The sequence below is a fragment of the Bacteroidota bacterium genome, from assembly GCA_016715945.1.
GTDB lineage: Bacteria > Bacteroidota > Bacteroidia > Bacteroidales > F082 > JALNZU01.
Genome location: JADJXJ010000001.1, coordinates 2,066,097 through 2,084,959 on the forward strand (window position 1 = coordinate 2,066,097; position 18,863 = coordinate 2,084,959).

Annotated in this window: 11 protein-coding genes and 1 tRNA gene; 7 read left to right on the forward strand and 5 right to left on the reverse strand. The window is 51.9% G+C overall.

From position 1 onward, the window contains the following. Nucleotides 1-95: 95 nt before the first annotated feature. The 4 genes from IPM52_07945 to IPM52_07960 all read right to left on the reverse strand — a co-directional run bounded on the left by IPM52_07945 (nucleotide 96) and on the right by IPM52_07960 (nucleotide 5,107). A complete protein-coding gene (locus IPM52_07945; protein MBK9291543.1) occupies nucleotides 96-1,853 on the reverse strand; it encodes a DUF3857 domain-containing protein in 1,758 nt (585 codons plus the stop codon). 420 nt (nucleotides 1,854-2,273) lie between these two features. After that, nucleotides 2,274-2,346: transfer RNA gene (locus IPM52_07950), tRNA-Gln, on the reverse strand. An 86-nt stretch (nucleotides 2,347-2,432) separates the two neighbouring features. Beyond that, nucleotides 2,433-4,145 (reverse strand): glutamine--tRNA ligase/YqeY domain fusion protein, encoded by a 1,713-nt coding sequence (locus tag IPM52_07955; protein MBK9291544.1) that lies wholly within the window; start codon nucleotides 4,143-4,145, stop codon nucleotides 2,433-2,435. Between the two features lie 77 nt (nucleotides 4,146-4,222). Beyond that, on the reverse strand, nucleotides 4,223-5,107 hold the full coding sequence (locus IPM52_07960; GenBank protein ID MBK9291545.1) for a fructosamine kinase family protein: 885 nt from the start codon (nucleotides 5,105-5,107) through the stop codon (nucleotides 4,223-4,225). 199 nt (nucleotides 5,108-5,306) lie between these two features. Here IPM52_07960 and IPM52_07965 point away from each other — a divergent pair, with 199 nt between their 5' ends. From IPM52_07965 to IPM52_07985, 5 genes are all read left to right on the forward strand, one after another. Beyond that, nucleotides 5,307-6,212 carry a bifunctional enoyl-CoA hydratase/phosphate acetyltransferase gene (locus IPM52_07965; GenBank protein MBK9291546.1) on the forward strand — a complete coding sequence of 302 codons (906 nt, stop codon included), beginning with the start codon at nucleotides 5,307-5,309 and terminating at the stop codon, nucleotides 6,210-6,212. Between the two features lie 25 nt (nucleotides 6,213-6,237). Further along, the gene (gene buk, locus IPM52_07970) at nucleotides 6,238-7,323 is read left to right on the forward strand and encodes a butyrate kinase (protein MBK9291547.1); all 1,086 of its coding nucleotides are present in this window, start codon (nucleotides 6,238-6,240) and stop codon (nucleotides 7,321-7,323) included. A 130-nt stretch (nucleotides 7,324-7,453) separates the two neighbouring features. Next, on the forward strand, nucleotides 7,454-11,152 hold the full coding sequence (locus IPM52_07975; protein MBK9291548.1) for a T9SS type A sorting domain-containing protein: 3,699 nt from the start codon (nucleotides 7,454-7,456) through the stop codon (nucleotides 11,150-11,152). Between the two features lie 95 nt (nucleotides 11,153-11,247). Then, on the forward strand, nucleotides 11,248-12,999 hold the full coding sequence (gene lysS, locus IPM52_07980; protein MBK9291549.1) for a lysine--tRNA ligase: 1,752 nt from the start codon (nucleotides 11,248-11,250) through the stop codon (nucleotides 12,997-12,999). Nucleotides 13,000-13,204: 205 nt separating this feature from the next. Then, complete coding sequence (locus IPM52_07985) at nucleotides 13,205-14,437, forward strand: hypothetical protein (protein ID MBK9291550.1); 1,233 nt, start codon at nucleotides 13,205-13,207, stop codon at nucleotides 14,435-14,437. A gap of 208 nt (nucleotides 14,438-14,645) precedes the next feature. Here IPM52_07985 and IPM52_07990 read toward each other — a convergent pair whose 3' ends face one another. After that, nucleotides 14,646-16,643, reverse strand: coding sequence for an agmatine deiminase family protein (locus IPM52_07990; GenBank protein ID MBK9291551.1), 1,998 nt, complete (start codon nucleotides 16,641-16,643; stop codon nucleotides 14,646-14,648). Between the two features lie 102 nt (nucleotides 16,644-16,745). Between IPM52_07990 and tatA the strand changes: the two genes are divergently transcribed. Next, complete coding sequence (gene tatA / locus IPM52_07995) at nucleotides 16,746-16,940, forward strand: twin-arginine translocase TatA/TatE family subunit (GenBank protein ID MBK9291552.1); 195 nt, start codon at nucleotides 16,746-16,748, stop codon at nucleotides 16,938-16,940. 183 nt (nucleotides 16,941-17,123) lie between these two features. Then, complete coding sequence (locus tag IPM52_08000) at nucleotides 17,124-18,857, forward strand: LysM peptidoglycan-binding domain-containing protein (GenBank protein MBK9291553.1); 1,734 nt, start codon at nucleotides 17,124-17,126, stop codon at nucleotides 18,855-18,857. Nucleotides 18,858-18,863: the final 6 nt, after the last annotated feature.

Consider the following 18,863-nt stretch of genomic DNA (forward strand, 5'->3'; position numbering starts at 1 on the left):
TATAGCCTGAAAAAACCACTGCTTGTTCCGAACTCATAAAACCGCCGGCACGAAAGATGCGTGATGGCTGCTTCTGCATCAGGTTCAGCCGGATGTTACTTCAACTCCAACTCCAGAGCGGAAACCTTTCTGAACTTAATATTCTGTGCTTGCATATCGCAGGCCAAAAGCAGCACAACAAGCGATAAAATGAGTGGTCTCATAGGTTTTGGTTTGATTAATACGATCTGTAACTGATCAAGTCGGGCAATCTCCCTGCGGAATTGCTGATATTCGGCGTATTCTTCCGGCCTGTAAAGCCCCGGTTGCAATTGCAGATACCGGATATAAGTAATTGTCTGATCGGGATTTTGCACCACTTTAAAACTGTATGTTCCAAAACGGCTTTTAAGCTCCTGTTCCGATGGCATGGATTCGACCTCGTATGCCGGCGGCAAATGAATGACAGTGGTGTCAGCATCTGTAAAACCCCGAAGAATCTGGAATGGCAGCTTTCGGTCAGGGTAGCGTGGCGGCACATCGGTCAGGCGGTTAAATGCATTCAGCGGCACAAACATCCTGTTTCCGGTTACAGTGCCGTAAGCGGTCGCATGAAGGGTCAGATGTTCCTGCAGCACCGGCCTGTTGTCGGCCTGATTGAAACCAATCTTCCCAAAGCTGATGTGTTGCAGTTGGCTCCAATGCTTACGGTAGAAGTCTTCTACATCCTGGAGCTTTGCCCACGTCAAAGGAAAGCGGTTGTCGAACTGGGCTCCGGCAGTGCGGATAAAAATTTCTGCACCCATATTGCCCCCGGCAGTCAACGAAATGGATGAGCTGCTGGATTGCGTACTCACGCCGGCAGGATAATCCGGGGTGCGGGCAATGTATGCCCGGCTTCCTGCCAGGCTGAGCACCGTGCTGTTGTCGGTAAACCCACCCAGGTATCCAAACGGAATATACGCGTTGGTGGTTTCGAGCCAGATTGTGGTATCAGGCAAGGGTACGCTCACAATCACATGATTGCCCTGTATGGCTACATGCGAGGTATCGATGCACTTCATTTCGTTATTGCCAGCATAAACAATGGAGTAAGTGGCCGGCAAACCTGCTGCTTCGAGCAGGGCAATGGTATAAAAAGATAATGCCTTGCAATCGCCATAGCCCCGCCTGTCCACATCGGCCACCGGCAAAGGCTTCCATCCACCGATGCCAATGGCCACATTCACATACCTGGTTTTGCGCTGCATATACTGATATACAGCCCTTGCCTGCTGAACCGGATCAGGAAATTTATCTGCCAGGGATCTCATTTCGGCTTTTGTTGCTTCGGGCAGCCGATCCCTGCCCAGGAGCATATTGCTGTGATACCACTTCCCAAACTGCTCCCAGGTATCTGCCTGTCCCTCAAGGCCCATCAGTGCAAACTTATTCAGCGAAAAACCGGCCGAAGGCAAAAAGTGCTCGTGCAAGGGCACCCCGTACTCGTGAATTAATGCAGGGATATTGCTCACAGTTGCGCTGAACAGCCCGGGTTCGCTGCGCGTTGTCACTCCAAACTGTGCCTCCTGTTTCATTGACCGGTTCAGATTCCAGGCTGCAGGATATGTGATGCTGTAGGATGCGCGCTCCAAGCTTTGGTGGTAATACTTTACGGGCATCCATTCAGGCAGAAATGCCGTGTTGTTCGACCTGATAACCGACTTAAAATGAAATGTATATGGGTATGACACGGGTGTAAAATCCATTACTTTGATGCGGTCGTCGGAGAAAACGGTTCCCGCCGGAACCGCACTCAGGTCGTGAATGTCGTTCCCCGTAATCTTTCTTATTTCTTTGCCTGCGGCATCGTAAACCCTGGCAGAAAGATGCACGATACGCGTGGATTTGTCTTAATGCTGATAGGCATCAATGTGGGCATTGCCCGACCGGTTAAATACTGTGATCGCCCACTCCCTGCTTACCTGCATTTCATACTTTTTGCTCACCTCAACTTTGATCTCCGACATGCGGACCACCGAATTGGCATGCTTACGCAGGGCATCTGGTATTGCAGATACCGGAAAAGTTTGCGGATGCAATAAATGCGGGATAAGACCAAGTATTAGCAGTAACCTGAAGCCTAACGACATACACAAGCAATCAAGTGAACACTTGTTTTGATTGCTAAAAGTAAACAATATTGTTAAAAACCAAAAAAGTGTTAAAAATTTTTAGCCTCTTCCTACCGGCTGCAATCGCCTGTTTCCTGGCATAAAAAAAAACCCTGCAAGGCTGCAGAGCTTTTACCTGTGTTGCCCGACTAGGGGTCGAACCTAGACTTTTCTGATCCAGAGTCAGACGTGTTGCCAATTACACCATCGGGCAATGCGGATGCAAAGTTACGCAATGCGAAAAAAATGGCAAGGTTTTTTCACAAAATCTTTATATCAGATGCACTGCGCTACTGATAATCAGCTGTGTTTTTCTTTAATCTTCGACCATTCGTCCTTGAGGGCAACAGTTCGGTTGAACACCGGCATGTCGGCTGTGCTGTCGGGATCGACGCAGAAGTAGCCCACACGCTGAAACTGAAACTTGTCTCCCGGTTTGACATTGGCCAGCGAAGGCTCGATTTTGCAATTGCGCAGCACTTTAAGGGAGTTGGGATTCAGAAACTCAAGGAAATCGTGGTCTTTGTGGCCTGCCGGGTCTTCGTCCATAAACAGGCGATCGTAGAGCCTGACTTCAGCCTCACGTGCGGTGCCGGCTTCCACCCAGTGCAGGGTTCCCTTCACCTTGGGCTGTTTTGTGCCTGTGCCACTGCGGGTCTCAGGGTCGTAGGTGCAAAGTATGCGTGTTATATTGCCTTCGGCATCGGTTTCGAAGCTTTCGCATTTCACCACATAAGCGCCTTTGAGCCTTACCTCACGGCCTGGCGCCAGCCTGAAGAATTTTGCCGGTGGGTTGGCCATGAAGTCGTCGCGCTCAATGTAGAGCTTGCGTCCGAAGGGTACTTCGCGGAAACCGGCTTCGGGGTCTTCGGGATTGTTTTCGAGACTTACGGTCTCGATCTGATTTTCAGGATAATTGGTGATGATCAGTTCAACCGGGTCGAGCACGGCCATCACACGCGGGGCAGTTTTGTTGAGGTCTTCGCGCACGCTGAATTCGAGCAGGCTCACATCAATCACATTGTCGCGTTTGGCCACGCCGATGCGTTCGGCAAAGTTGCGTATCGAAGCCGGTGTGTAACCCCTGCGCCTCATGCCTGCTATGGTAGGCATGCGCGGATCGTCCCAGCCTTTTACATGACCTTGCTGGACAAGCTGCAACAGTTTGCGTTTGCTCATCACGGTGTACGACAGGTTGAGCCGGGCAAACTCAATCTGGCGCGGGCGGTAGTCTCCGTCGGCTATCTGGTCCAGAAACCAGTCGTACAGCGGGCGATGCACCTCAAATTCCAGTGTGCACAGCGAATGTGTGATGCCTTCGAGGTAATCGCTCTGGCCATGGGCATAGTCGTACATGGGATAAATCACCCACTTGTTGCCCGTGCGGTGGTGCTCTTTTTTGAGGATGCGGTACATGATCGGGTCGCGCATGTGCATGTTGGGCGAAGCCATATCAATTTTTGCGCGCAACACCCTGCTGCCTTCTTCAAACTCCCCGTTTTTCATGCCCTCAAACAAGCGCAGGTTTTCTTCTACCGAACGGTTGCGGTAAGGGCTTTCGATACCGGGCCGGGTGGGCACCCCACGCTGCTGGCTGATCACTTCCTGCGGCTGATCGTCCACATAGGCCAGCCCTTTCGTGATAAGCATCACAGCCCATTCGTAAAGCTGGTCAAAGTAGTCGCTGGCATAGTAAGGATCCTTATCCCACTGAAAACCAAGCCAACGCACGTCTTCCATAATCGACTCCACGTATTCGGTGTCCTCGGTTTCGGGATTGGTATCGTCGAAACGCAGGTTGCATTTGCCACCATACTGGGCAGCCACGCCAAAGTTGAGGCAGATCGATTTGGCATGACCGATATGCAGGTATCCGTTGGGCTCAGGAGGAAAACGGGTATGCACCCTTCCTCCGTTTTTTCCTTGCTGCAGGTCTTCTTCTATGATGGCTTCGATGAAATTCAACGACTTTTTGCCGTCCTCATTCAGGAGGTTTTCGCTGGCGTTCTCCATGGCTGTGGTAGTTTGGCTTGCTCTTTTAATAAAGGTGCAAAAGTAGTGTTTTTTACCATTTTGCCCCTCGGAGCCTGCTATGCAAAACGGTCGAGAATCTGACGCACCTGAGCTACGTATCCGCCACCGAACAGGTTGACGTGCACGAGCAGGGGATAAAGGTTGCACAGGCCGATGCGCTCGCGCCAGCCTGGCGCCAGCGGATAGGCTTCGTGGTAAGCCGCATAAAGCCTGTGGTCGAAACCACCAAAAAGGAAAGTCATGGCCAGATCCATCTCGCGATGTCCGTAATACACCGCCGGGTCGATGAGCACTGCCGATCCTTGGCTGTCGAAGAGATAATTGCCGCTCCACAGATCGCCATGCAGCAGTGCCGGAGGTTCCTGAGGAAACAGTTGGTTCAGCCGTGCGAAGAGCTGCCCGAACTGCCGCTGCATGGCGCTGTTGATCAAGCCTTTGGCAACGGCCGTGGCAAGTTGCGGCTTGAGCCTGCGTTCCACAAAAAAATCAGACCAGTGTTGATAGCCTCCGGTGTTTTGCTGCGGCAGCGAGCCTATGTAGTTGTCGTGATCCAGCCCAAAAGTTTCGGCACTGTGCCGGTGAAGCGCTGCCAGCTCGTGTCCGAACTGTTGCCAGCTTTGTTGGTGGGGCCTTCCGGGACGAATGTACTCCAGCATCAGAAATGCCGTATCGCCTGCGCTGGCACAGGCCAGCACGCGGGGTATGCGCACTGCCCCGGCAGCCGCAAGCAATCCAAGACCCGCCGCTTCGGCATCGAACATCCCGGGATAACGAGCCGAGCTGTTCCACTTGACAAAATACGAACTGCCGCCTGCATCCAACCGGACTGCATCGTTGATCGAACCTCCACCCAAAGGATGCACCTGCCACGACGCGTCAGCCCGGCCTCCAGCCCGGACGATGGCCTCTTCAATTGCCCGCTTCAGATGCGATGGTATCATAAGGCTATTGTTAATCGGTTCACGAAAATACCAAAACTTAGCAGAGCTTTTCTCTCAGAAAGGAAAACCCCGAAAAACCGATGGAGAATCCAGTTATTATTCTGAGTAATTAAGCATTTCAAATCCCTCAAATTTGTTAATTTTGCACACTGTCTGTTAAAGAAATAACAATATTAGCTCCTTACCAAAACCACAAGCCATGACCATCACCCGTCTCGACCAAATGTTTGAGGTGCTTAAAAGCAGCCCCAAAAAGCGCCTTGTTTGTGCCTATGCCAACGACGACCACTCCATAAGCGCAGTGAGCCAGGCCATCGACATGCAACTGCTCGAAGGCACTCTGGTGGGCGACGAGAAAGAGATCCATAAGGTATGCAGCCAGCTTGGCATCGACCCGGCAAAGTTTACCATTGTGCACGAAGCCGACGAAATGAAAGCTGCTGTAAAAGCTGTTGAACTGATCAACGAGGGCAAAGGCAACCTGCTGATGAAAGGTCTGGTGAGCACAGATAAATACATGCGGGCTATCCTCGACAAAGAACGCGGCCTGATGAACAAAGGAGCGGTGCTCAGCCATGTGACAGTGATGGAAAACCCCAACTACCACAAGCTGCTCATCGTGGGCGATGTAGCCATACTGCCGGCGCCCGAACTGCCCGAAAAGATTGCCATTGCCAACTATCTGATTCAGACCGCACATGCGCTGGGTATTGAAAAGCCCAAGCTTGCCGTGATCGCAGCTTCCGAACAGGTATCGGCCAAAATGCAGGCCAGCGTGGATGCTGCCCTGCTGTCGAAGATGGCCGACCGTGGTCAGATCAAGGGTGCCTATGTAGATGGTCCCATGGCGCTTGATGTGGCCATTGACAAGGAAAGTGCTGAAATTAAAAAAGTGGGTGGCCCGGTGGCCGGCGATGCCGATTGTTTGCTGTTCCCCAACATCGAAGCGGGCAACGTGTTCTACAAGATGAACACCAAGCTGGCCAAAGGGGAGCAGGGCGCTTTTGTGGTAGGCGCAAGAGTTCCTGCAGTGCTCTCATCGCGCGGCGACAGCACGCTGACCAAGCTCTACAGCATTGCACTGGCAGCCCTCACAGCCCGGTAATCAACTGCGCCTGAACTTGTTTACAATGGGCAGCAACGACAACATCCACATCCTGACCATCAACCCCGGATCGACCTCTACCAAGTTCGGCCTGTTTGAGGGGCTCAACCCGGTGTATATCAAAACCATCCGCCACAGCAGCGAAGAGCTTGAGCCTTTTGAAAAGATAACCGATCAGTTTTCTTTTCGCAAAGATTTGATCCTCAACGAGCTACGCGAAGCCGAAATTCCGCTTGAACAGATCAGGGTGGTGATGGGCAGGGGCGGACTGCTCAAGCCCATCGAGTCGGGTGTGTATGAGGTGAACGAGGCAATGATGCACGACCTGCGCAACAGTCCGCTGGGCGAACACGCCAGCAACCTGGGCGGGCTCATTGCATACGACATTGCCCGATCCCTGCCCGATGCCCGGGCTTATATAGCCAATCCGGTAGTGGTTGATGAGCTCGACGACATTGCACGAATCTCGGGGCATCCCCTTCTGCCCCGCTTCTCCATCTTTCATGCGCTCAATCAGAAAGCCATTGCCAGACAACATGCCAAATCAATCATGCGGCCCTACGAGCAACTCAACCTCATCGTAGTACACCTCGGTGGGGGCATCTCGGTGGGCGCACACAAAAACGGACGCGTTGTTGACGTGAACCAGGCATTGGACGGCGATGGTCCTTTCTCGCCCGAGCGCAGCGGAAGTTTGCCCGTGGGCGCCCTCGTAAGGCTCTGTTTCAGCGGCAAATACACCGAGAAGGAAGTAATGAAAATGATCAAAGGCGAAGGTGGCCTTGTGGCCTATCTGGGCACCAACAGCGCCTACGAGGTTGAACAACGTGTAGCTGCGGGCGACGCCTATGCCAAACTCATCTACGACGCCATGGCCTATCAGGTGGCCAAAGAAATCGGCGCCATGGCCACTGTGCTCCACTTTCAGGTGGATGGCATCCTCATCACCGGTGGCATCGCTCACGACAAATACTTCGTGAACAAAATCATCGAGCGGGTGCATCGCATAGCCCCTGTGCATGTTTATCCCGGTGAAGACGAATTGAAAGCCCTGGCATTCAACGGCCTGAGAGTAGTCAACGGCGAAGCCGAAGCCAAAGTGTACAGCTAAGCCTGATCAGGCCATTGCACAAACTTATTGCAGTTTTAACACAATTTGGTGTTTTGACAATCAATTAAGTCCAGCCCAAAAGTAAAATATATACTTTTGGCGGTCATAATTTTTTCTCAACCAATATCCGATGAAGAAAACCTTACAAACCATCACCATTGTGCTGGCGTTGACGCTGATAGCCGGCTTGCAATGGCTCATCAGTTCCGATGCAAAAACAGAGCGCGAGCGCCGCAACATGGTGGACACGCGCGTGGACAACAATGGGTATTATAAGCGTCTGGCCCAACAGGGGCTTTATACGCTGAATCCCGAGATACGTACCGAGCCTGCCATTTATACCGGTTCGGCCATCAAGGCATTCTCGGTGATCACCGACGACTCGCCCGACGTTCCGCTGATCTCCGGAGGCACCACGCAAAGCGAAAACTCTATCTTCGTGCACCCACTCAACAGCGATGTGGTGATCGCCTCGAACAACAGTACCAACCAAAGTGCAAGTACACTTTACGGAGCCAACGACCTCTACTCGTTTACTGCGGGTGAAACCTGGCAGGGAAAGATTCAAGGCGTTGCCGGTGGCAACTCGGGCGACCCCACCACCGCCATTGGCCGAAACGGTCGCTGGTATATCAACTACATTTCCAATCCCGGAGGACAAGGCATCGCATATTCCGACAACAATGGCGTGAGCTGGACTGCCCGCACTGTTAGCCCAAATCCGGGACAGCTGGCCGATAAAAACCACATGTGGATCGACAACAGCCCGAGCAGCCTGTTTGGCGGCAATCTTTACGTGGCATGGAGCGATTTTGGCGGAGCCAACAACAACCAGATCGTGGTATCGCGCTCCACCAATCACGGTGATACCTGGAGCACACGTGTGTCAATCAGCAATGCCGTAAATGCCGGCAGCCACAACCAGGGCGTGAACCTGCAAACCGGACCCAACGGGGAAGTATATGCCGTTTGGTCAATCTATAACAGCTGGCCCAGCGATGAAGGCGCCATCGGCTTTGCCAAATCGCTCGACGGCGGCGCTACCTGGCAGCCTGCCACACGCATTATCAACAACATCAGAGGCATCAGAAACACCCAAACCAAGAAAAACCATCGTGTAAACAGCTTCCCGGTGATGGCAGTGGATATTTCGGATGGTCCAGGCCGCGGAAATATTTACGTGGTGTGGGCAAATATCGGCGTTCCGGGCATCAACCAAAATAATGGCATTGATGTGTATATGATCCGCTCCACCAACGGCGGCAGCTCCTGGTCGCAACCCATACGTGTGAATCAGAACCCTCAGGGACAAGGCAAAGAACATTATTTCCCCTGGATCACCTGCGATCCCGAAAACGGTGTGCTCAGTGTGATTTTCTACGGCGACCGCAATGTCAACCAAAACCAGGTCGAAGTATTCTGCGCCAACAGCTTCGATGGTGGCGACACCTGGGAAGACTTTAAAGTGTCGGATGTGGCTTTCACACCGGCACCCATTCCCGGCCTGGCCGGCGGATATATGGGCGATTACCTCGGAATCTCCGCCCGCGGAGGCAAAGTTTATCCCATATGGACTGACAACCGCACCGGAGTCACCCTCTCGTACACCTCGCCCTACATGACTAACCCACTCAGCCGGCCGTTCAATCTGCAGGCCTCGGTTGATTTTCCCACCGGCAACGCTTCCCTGCAATGGAACTACACAGAAGCTCCTGATTTTATTGGGTTCAAAATCTACAGAAACAACGAGTTGGTTGGCACAACCACCGATACCGTCTATGTGGATGCCCTGCCCGACTATGGGGTTTATACCTATCAGGTTACTGCCGCATACACCGGGGACGCCGAAAGTGGAGCAGTAAGAACAACCGTGCAATGGGGCGATGCCCGCATTGCCACCACACCTGCCAGCATCAGTCAGGTGCTTTTGCCGGGCACACAAGCCACTCAAACCCTGACCATATCCAATGTCGGCCAACTGCCTATGAACTGGCAGATGAGTGCCCAAATCATCAACAACTCCCGCGAAACCAATGCCTATTGCAGCGCTTCTGGCGGTGGGGATGAATATATCTCCCGGGTGCAGATCGGCAATATCGACAACGTGACCGGCAGCAACAATTATGCTGACTACACAAACTTATCCACTGAGGTACGACCGGGCGAACCCATCACCCTGACCGTAACCAACGGCAATCCTTACAGCGCCGACCAATGCGGTGTTTGGGTGGACTGGAACCAGAATGAGGTCTTTGATGATGCCCCGATAACCGTTAGTGGAACACCCGGCCAGGGACCCTACACTGCCATCATCAATCCACCGGCCAATGCCCTGCCCGGCCCTACCCGCATGCGCATCCGCATCACCTGGACAGGAGCTGTAAATCCTTGCGGAACTACCACTTACGGAGAAGTGGAAGATTACACCCTCAATGTGGTCAACTGGCTGAGCTATACCCCTTCCTCAGGCACCATCGCAGCCGGAAACAACACTCCGGTAGCTATTACCCTCAAAGCCAACGACCTGACCCCAGGTGACTATCGGGCCAACCTGCGAATTGCCAACAACGACCCGGATAATCCGGTCTTCATCGTTCCGGTGCACCTTAAGGTATCTACCTTCCTGGTAAGCGCTGAGGCATCAGCCGAGGAAATATGCCACGGCGACTCTGTGCAACTGACTGCCGCTTTGCAGGGCAATATTGAGAACCTTTCGTTCATCTGGAAAAACAGCGCCGGTGACATCATTGGTCAAACCCAAAATCTGACCATAATACCCGATATTACAGATAGTTATACCCTTACCGCCTTCCGACAAAACGACTCACTCACCAGTAATCCTGTGAATGTGGTGGTGCACGCCTTGCCGGAAGTGGCCCTCGGTGAGAACTTAAGTTTATGTGGCCACCATACCCTTGAGTTTGATGTGTTTAACGAAGGCGCATCCTATCTTTGGTCAACAGGCGACACAACTGCGCAGCTGAACCTTTCTACCGAAGCCTTTGGTTGGGGAACCCATCAGATCTGGGTGCAGGTGACCAGTGCCAACGGTTGTGTGGTGATCGATTCACTTGAAGTCACATTAAAAGAACCACCCGTGGTCGCACTTTCGGGTCCTCTGACTGCCTGTGGCAGCGATGCGCTCACCTTCGATGCCGGCAATGCCGGTGCCCAGTTCCTGTGGTCAACAGGCGATACCACCCAGATAATTCAGGTAGGATCGGCCCAGCTGGGCTTTGGTACACACCAAATCCAGGTGCTGGTGACCAGTCCGAACGGCTGTCAGGCCTCCGACAGCGTGCAGGTGAGTCTGTTCGAAGCCCCACCGCAGATCAGCCTCGGAGCGGATACAGTGATGTGCGCCGGAGCCATCAAAACCTTGCGCGCCAATGTCCAGGGATATACCTTCAACTGGTCAACCGGGGCAAGCACTTCCGAAATCACTGCCGATACCCTTGGTTATGGGGTAGGTTTCCGGACCTATTGGGTCGAACTGATAAGTGCCGACGGCTGTGTAACCCGCTCGCAGGAAATCACCATTGAGTTTCGCGACTGTACCGGCCTGAACGAAAGCGCCCTGACCGCACTGCAGGTGATGCCCAATCCCGGCGATGGTCGGTTCAACCTGGTCTTCCCGATAGGAACCACCGAAAAGGTGAATATTGCTGTGCTCAATTCAGCCGGCAAAATGGTTTATCAGCAACGTGGATTCCAGCTCGACGGACGAAGCAACTACCCGCTCGACCTGAGCAACCTGCCTCCAGGCAATTATACCTTGGTGGTTGACGGGCGAAGCAGAGTAAGTAAAAAACTGATTATCAACAGATAACACACATTGTATCGCAAACAGGGAGGCCACACAAGCCTCCCTGTTTGTTTTAGTACACGCTGCATCATGTGGATTGGGTATCTTTGCAAAAATTTTTGAACCGCATGATACTCAGCGAGCAGGAAATTGTACGGCGCAATGCACTGGCCGAACTCCAACAACTTGGCATCAACCCCTATCCGCAGGAAGGATACCCGGTAACCGTCACCACTATGCAGATTCATAACGAATTTGATCAGCAGCCAGATGCCTTTCAGAACGTCAGCATTGCCGGGCGAATCATGAGCCGGCGCATCATGGGTGCAGCCTCCTTCATGGAACTGCAGGACTCCGAAGGTCGCATACAGCTCTATTTCAAACGCGACGACCTTTGCCCGGGTGAGGACAAAACCCTTTACAATACCGTCGTAAAACGCCTGCTCGACATAGGCGACATCATTGGCGTGACCGGCTTTGTGTTTCGCACCCAGATGGGCGAAATCACCATTCATGTAACCAGCATGAAAGTGCTTGCCAAATCGCTCCGCCCGCTCCCCATTGTCAAGGAAAAAGACGGGCAGGTTTATGATGCATTCACCGACCCCGAGCTGCGCTACAGAATGCGTTATGTGGACCTGATTGTGAACCCGCAGGTGCGCGAAACATTCATCAAACGCACCAAAACCATCAACGCTATGCGGCAATTTTTCAACGAACAGGGCTACCTCGAAGTTGAAACCCCCATCCTGCAACCCATTCCTGGTGGCGCCGCAGCACGGCCATTCATCACCCACCACAACGCCCTCGACATTCCGTTGTACCTGCGCATAGCCAACGAGCTTTATCTCAAAAGGTTGATTGTCGGTGGTTTCAGCGGGGTATATGAATTTGCCAAAGACTTCCGTAACGAAGGCATGGACCGCACCCACAACCCGGAGTTCACGGTCATGGAAATCTATGTGGCCTACAAGGACTACAAATGGATGATGGACTTCACCGAAGAAATGCTCGAACGGGTAGTAACCGAAGTGACCGGAGGCACCACCATTCAGGTCAATGGCGTGGATATCAGCTTCAAACGTCCGTTTGAAAGGGTGCCCATTCTTGAAGCCATCAAAAAACACACAGGCTTCGATCTCAGCGGAATGACCGAAAAAGAGTTGCTCGAAGTGTGCCGGAAGCTCGAAATTGAAGTAGATGCCAGCATGGGCAAGGGCAAGCTGATCGATGCCATATTCGGTGAAAAATGCGAGCACCACTACATCCAGCCAACCTTCATCACCGATTATCCTGTGGAGATGTCGCCCCTGTGCAAAAGGCACCGCGACAACCCGGAGCTCACCGAACGCTTCGAACTCATGATCAACGGCAAGGAAATTGCCAATGCCTACACCGAGCTCAACGACCCCATCGACCAGCGGGCACGGTTCGAAGAACAGCTCAGGCTTTCGGAAAGAGGCGACGACGAAGCCATGTTTATCGATTACGACTTTTTGCGTGCACTCGAATTTGGCATGCCTCCCACAGCAGGCATGGGCATTGGCATCGACCGTCTAGTGATGCTGCTCACCAATCAGGCCTCCATTCAGGAAGTACTTTTCTTCCCCCAGATGCGGCCCGAAAAATTCCGCAAACCTTTTAGCCCTCAGGAACTTATCGAAAAAGGCGTGAGCGAGGCCTGGGCCGAACACCTGGTGAAAGCCGGTTACACCTCAGCCGATGAAGTGATGAACGAAAAACCTCAGGTGCTGCAACAAAAATTGAACGGATACCGCAAAAAAAATAAACTCGATCTGCCTGCGCTTCAGCTTGAGGAAATCGAACAATGGCAGGAACAATTGCGAAATGCGGCTAACAACGAAGCTTAGTCTTTTGTCCTGGCCTTGTATCTGTTTGTGCCTAATATTGTAACAATTTTCTGTTTTTCATGGTAAAAGTTGGGTGTCAGGCCCGCATAGCGATCTCTGACACTTTATATTTTTGTCGTCTTGAACAGATTTTTCTCCCTAAATAGTTGAAATGTGGTACTTTAGTGATTATTTTCGCACATTGGACCGTAAAACAACAACCAAAATGAACGTTCGGCATCTCTCAAAGGTTCTTGCAACATTGATGATGGGCTTGTTTTTTTGTGCAACAGTAAATGCCCAATCCACGGAAGAAAGCATGGAGGCTGGCGGTGACAACCGGGGCTGGAATGTTTCGGCTGCGGTGGGAACTTCCGTGTTTCTTGGCGATGTGAAAACAAACCCCTTGCTGCCCACATTACGCGACAGAGGCGAACTGCGTTACGTCGCCGCACTTGGCGGTGAGCGACGTGTTAACGACTGGTTAGCTGCGCGGGCACATCTCGCATACACCCATGTGGTGGGCACACGCAAGGCCTGGGATGTGCATTTTCAATCGTTTATCTGGGAATCCGGACTCACAGCACTTATCTATCCCGTCAACATTTTCACCGGCTACGACAACACCCGGTTTGCCGATTTCTTTGTGGTTGCGGGGATTGGCGCCATAAACTACAACACGACCCTCTACCAATACAGCACCGGCAATGTGCTTGCCAAGCGCGGATATGGCAACGGACGTGGCATTGGCGGCACAACCCTTTCAGGTATCCTGCTGGGCGGACTGGGTGCCGACTTCCGGCTTTCGGACAAGCTTGACTTTCGGGTAGAAATAACCAATAAAGGCATCGACAACGACTTGCTGGACACCTGGAAATCTAAATTCCGCTATGATGTATATAACCACTTTACGCTGGGGGTTGTTTACAAATTCGGGCAACGCGGTGGAGGTGACGATCTGGCATGGGCGTCGGATAACAACCAGGCCGGACTTGATTTATGGTCGAATCTGCCACCTAAAAAAGAAGAAGAAGAACCTCAGGAGAAGAAAGATGTGACCGACAATATCCAGTTTACTCCCGTGCTCGAACTTCCTGCTGAGACCCCGCAACCTGAACCGGTTACCATAGTCACTCCGGAACAGTCACAGCCTGAAACTATAACCGAAATACCTGTAGCTCAGCCAGTAGCATCAGTTCCAGCAAGCGAATTCAGGGTGCAGATTTTTGCCTCTAATCGTCCATTCAGCAAGGCCACACTGGCAAAACGGTTCAAACTGAACGAAAATGAGATTACCGAAGACCGCTTTGAGCAATTTTATGTCTATTCGGTTGGTTCGTTTTCTACCATGGAAGAAGCAATGGCCATGCGCGACAAATTGCGGCGTGAAAATGGTGTAAGCGATGCTTTTGTCACAATATGGGAAAACGGAAGGCGCACGGGTCCTCGTTTCAGATAATAACTTTAACTATATGAAAAACAGCGAATTCGACTATCAACCCGAAAAAGACGACCTGCCACGCACACTCACATTCTGGATCATCGTGGCTGCGCTGGCTGCTGCCGTCTATCTTTCGCAAGTGCTGGTCTGAGCTGTTCTCACAACGCAAAAGCCCGTCAGACATTTCGTCTGACGGGCTTTTGTGTTTAGAGGAAGGTATAGTGCGTTATTTCCGGATAATCCTGCCTGTTAACACCCCGCTCGCTCCGAGCATTCTGTAAAAGTAAATCCCGGCAGGCAAGGTGGAAGTCTGTATGGTAAATCTGTTTCCGTTGTCAACCACCAAAAAGCGATCCTCCAGCATAAGCGTACCGCGAAGGTCGAACAACTGCAGCTGCATTACGCCCTTCATGCCATATAAGGTAAAACTGAGCTCGCCTTCAAATGGATTGGGATACACCACAACCCTGCCTTGCTGTTCTGCAACCAGTCCGGAAACCAGGTCCTCGTTGACCATGATGGTCACCTGGTAAGTTCCTGCGGAGGAAACAATATCCAGCGTGCCTGTGGCATAGCCCCCGGGATGCTGTGTTGCTACCGGCACTTGCAAATGCACCTCAACAAGCAGGGAATCCAGATGAGAAAGTGAAACCGGAGCCACGCTCCCCTCGAGGTAGGTGTAGGCAAAGTTGTTTTCAACCGAAGTGATGCTGACATTTCCGCCGGTGCGGTTGGTAATTTTTACGGTTTTAAATGGTTCATAAACGTCCCACACCAAGGTATCGGGTTCGATGAGCAGGTTGGCAAACAGCTGCTCCGACATCACAAACTGATGCGGATCGAGGGCGCCCATGTAAGGATGTTTTATGCGCCTGCCAGATGCATCAGCTGCCGAAAGGTAGTAGCGAATGGTATCGAAACTGCTGTAATTTTTAATGAATCCGGTGTACAAATCGCCAATGCCGGGCAGCAGTTTAGCAGTGTAAGGCCCGGAATTGTTGACGGTGTAATGGATCAGCAGGGAGTCGGCGTACAGTTCCTGGCCGGAATAAGGAATAATGCGAGCACCAATGGCTACCGAATCTTGCCAGGCCAGGGTGCCGTATTTTGGACGGTGATCAACGAACAGCATGCCTTTGTCGGCAATCTCGTGGGTGCGGCAATGCAGGGCATCCGTATTCTGCCAGCTGTTGTACTGGATAGGTATGATCTGGTAGCCCGGCATGGCCTGCTGATATACCTGAATGGCCTGGGCATCGTGTGGGCTGCCAGTGGTGGGCACAAACACCTTGTTATTTAAAATGAGTGAGTTGGTATAAGGTGTGGCAGGATTACCTCCAGGGGTAAAAACCCTGTAAACCTTGTAAGGATAGCCCCACGAGCTGGGCGTGGTGGCAAAGTAGTTTGCAACAGCTTCGTAGGCATTGTAACGCGGATCGGTGGGCGCTACCCTACCGATGAGAACTTTGTCGGGAGCCAGGTACTTCCCCCAGCAATCAATGTGCTTGATGTAGTCGCCCAGGGGGTCAGGAAGCACGTCGTAGCGTGAAATGCCAAGATAATCGAGAAACTTCTGCCGGATTTGCGCCTGTGTCAGGTTGGTATTCTCCTCCCACACCAGATCGGTACTGGCGCCTATGCCCAGCCCGTCGGCCATCATATTGCCTCCGGTATGCTTCACATTCATCCCAAACAAATTGATCCCCATATGATTGGCCACCACCGGAGGTATATTGTTATCGTTAGGGCGGGGCCGGTTGTAAGGAAAGTCAACAATACCGGGCTGGTTGTTGCCGTCGAACACAAACCAGGGGCCATAGTCGCGCGTCCAGTAACTGTCGGTCGGAGCGATTAAGAAGCTGCAATTGAGGGTGTTCACATTGTTTTGCTGATACAGGTTGAGCACGGTGTTGGCCTGGCTCTGGCTGGAAACAAGGGTGATGACATTTGTGTAGGCTGCCATTTCGCGTATCAGGCTGTAGGGGATGCCGAAAGGATAGCGGATGAGCACCCCCTGCGCAGGTTCGAATTCGGCCGCCATGCGTACAGGACCCACCGGCGGCGGAGTCTCGACAAAATTGACGTTTGTTGTGACAGGCAGTTCCATTTCCTCGGCCGAGAGGTAATGCAAAGCCCTGAAATCGCGTTCAGTGGCATAGGGCACCTGAGCTGCCGAGAAAAACGGAATGAAAAAAACGATGAACAGTAAAACCCTGGAAATCATTGGCCAAAAGGTTAAGAAAACATAAATATAACTGCCCAAAGGTAAATAAAGCCCCTCGACCCCCGAACGAAATTATTGTATATTTGCCCATAAATCATGCATATGAGTTTAGCTATTCTTCTTGGAATGCTTGGGCCTACCGAGATTATTCTGATTGTGCTTGTGGTACTGCTTCTTTTTGGTGGCCGCAAAATTCCGGAGCTGATGCGTGGCCTGGGCCGTGGAATTAAAGAATTCAAGGATGGCATGAACAGCGACAGCCCAGGTAAGGGAGACAACACCAAAACGGAAAAATGACGGGACCGTCAACCTTTCGCGTGCCTGCAAAGTTCATTTTTTTCGGAGGCCCGGCCTCCGGATCACAACATTTACCTTACTTGTTGCGTTTGCCTGCGGGTTTTGACCTGACAACAAATATTCACTAATATCTTTATGCGCTGAAATCCAATGTGGTTTCAGGCAAAACTTTTGTTTGAAAGGATGATCAAAAAGTTACTCTTTGCTTTTTATCTGGCCATCTGCCTGATGGTGGCGGCCATTGCACAATCGGAATTTGAAGAAATAGAGCCTGATACCTCCAATTTCATCGTAGGCGATACCACAATCAATATTGAAGAAAACTTCCTTGATGAGCAGGCTAAGGTGATTTTTCTCGACGAATCGCCCATTGTGCGCATGCTTGATAGTCTTTACAGAATAAGATATTTCAACGACAGCCTGTATTGGGTTGATCCTTCGACACTTAACCGTTACGGCTATGCTCCGGACGAAGTTCCTACCTTCTCCGACAGTGTCTATCGCGCACGCATCGAGGCGCTCGACCGTCAGACGCCTATCCCGCTCACCTATAACCAGCATGTGCGCAGCTTCATCGACTTGTATGCCGTGCGAAAGCGCGGCCTGACCAGCAGAATGCTCGGTTTGTCGTACGTGTATTTTCCAATGTTTGAGGAGATGCTCGACAGGTACAACATTCCACTGGAAATGAAATACCTGGCCATGGTGGAGTCGGCACTCAATCCCACGGCAGGTTCCCCCATGGGTGCAAAAGGCCTGTGGCAGTTCATGTATGGCACCGGCAAGGTATATGGGCTGAAAGTGAGTTCTTTGGTGGACGATCGCTTCGATCCGCTCAAATCCACTGAGGCCGCCTGCCAGCACATGGTCGATCTATACAACATTTACGAAGACTGGCTGCTGGTTATGGCAGCATACAATGCCGGCGCGGGTAATGTAAACCGGGCCATCCGCAGGGCCGGCGGAGTTAAGAATTACTGGGCCATCTGGCCTTATCTCCCGCGCGAAACCAGGGGCTATGTGCCTGCATTCATCGCAGTTACCTACGTGATCAACTATGCCTCGGAACACAACATTTACCCCGCGCATCCGGGCATGATGATGTATGGCACCGACACGGTGACGGTGCGCGACCTTATTTCGTTCGAGCAGCTCAACGAATTGCTTGGCATACCCATGGCCGACCTCAGGTTTTTTAACCCCCAGTTCAAAGCAGGCATCATCCCTGCCACGCCTGATCAGCCTTATGTGCTGCGTATCCCCTCGCAATATGTGGGCGCATTTTTGGACAACGAACAGCAGCTTTATGCCTATGTAACCCGTAAAGGCGTTCAGCAACAGACACTTATCGAAGAAGTTAAAAAAGTCAGCGAGCAAAGGGTACATACCGTCAAAAGTGGAGAAAACCTGGGTTTGATTGCCAAAAGGTACGGGGTAACCGTGAAACAACTCCAGACATGGAATAACCTGAAATCCACCAACCTGAGGGTCGGACAACGCCTGACAATCTATACCAGCGGAGGTACGGCGCCGAATCCCGGACAAGCACCTGTGGCACGTTCCACACGCACCACCACACACATTGTCCAGAAAGGCGAAAACCTGAGCAGCATTGCCAACAAATACAAATGCAGCGTAACTGACCTCAGGGAATGGAACAACCTGAAATCCAATAACCTTCAAGTCGGTCAGAAGCTTCGTGTCTATCCGCCGGAGCCCTCGCAATCAGCCTCCGCTGCTACAGCCAAAAGCAACGGAAAATTCGTTTACTACACTGTAAAACCGGGCGATACCCTTTGGGACATTGCCCGCCGCTTCGACGGAGTAACCGTAGAACAAATAAAAAAGCTCAACAACCTGAGAGGAAACGCACGCATCGTGCCCGGACAACGCCTGAAAATAAGCTCCGTAACCTGATAGCCC

Bases quoted from the DNA above. Each gene is read 5' to 3' on its own strand.
- IPM52_07965 (MBK9291546.1), top strand. From the start codon at position 5,307: ATGACCATCACCCGTCTCGACCAAATGTTTGAGGTGCTTAAAAGCAGC.
- buk (MBK9291547.1), top strand. From the start codon at position 6,238: ATGGGCAGCAACGACAACATCCACATCCTGACCATCAACCCCGGATCG.
- IPM52_07955 (MBK9291544.1), bottom strand. From the start codon at position 4,145: ATGGAGAACGCCAGCGAAAACCTCCTGAATGAGGACGGCAAAAAGTCG.
- IPM52_08000 (MBK9291553.1), top strand. From the start codon at position 17,124: ATGATCAAAAAGTTACTCTTTGCTTTTTATCTGGCCATCTGCCTGATG.
- IPM52_07960 (MBK9291545.1), bottom strand. From the start codon at position 5,107: ATGATACCATCGCATCTGAAGCGGGCAATTGAAGAGGCCATCGTCCGG.
- IPM52_07990 (MBK9291551.1), bottom strand. From the start codon at position 16,643: ATGATTTCCAGGGTTTTACTGTTCATCGTTTTTTTCATTCCGTTTTTC.
- IPM52_07975 (MBK9291548.1), top strand. From the start codon at position 7,454: ATGAAGAAAACCTTACAAACCATCACCATTGTGCTGGCGTTGACGCTG.
- IPM52_07985 (MBK9291550.1), top strand. From the start codon at position 13,205: ATGAACGTTCGGCATCTCTCAAAGGTTCTTGCAACATTGATGATGGGC.
- tatA (MBK9291552.1), top strand. From the start codon at position 16,746: ATGAGTTTAGCTATTCTTCTTGGAATGCTTGGGCCTACCGAGATTATT.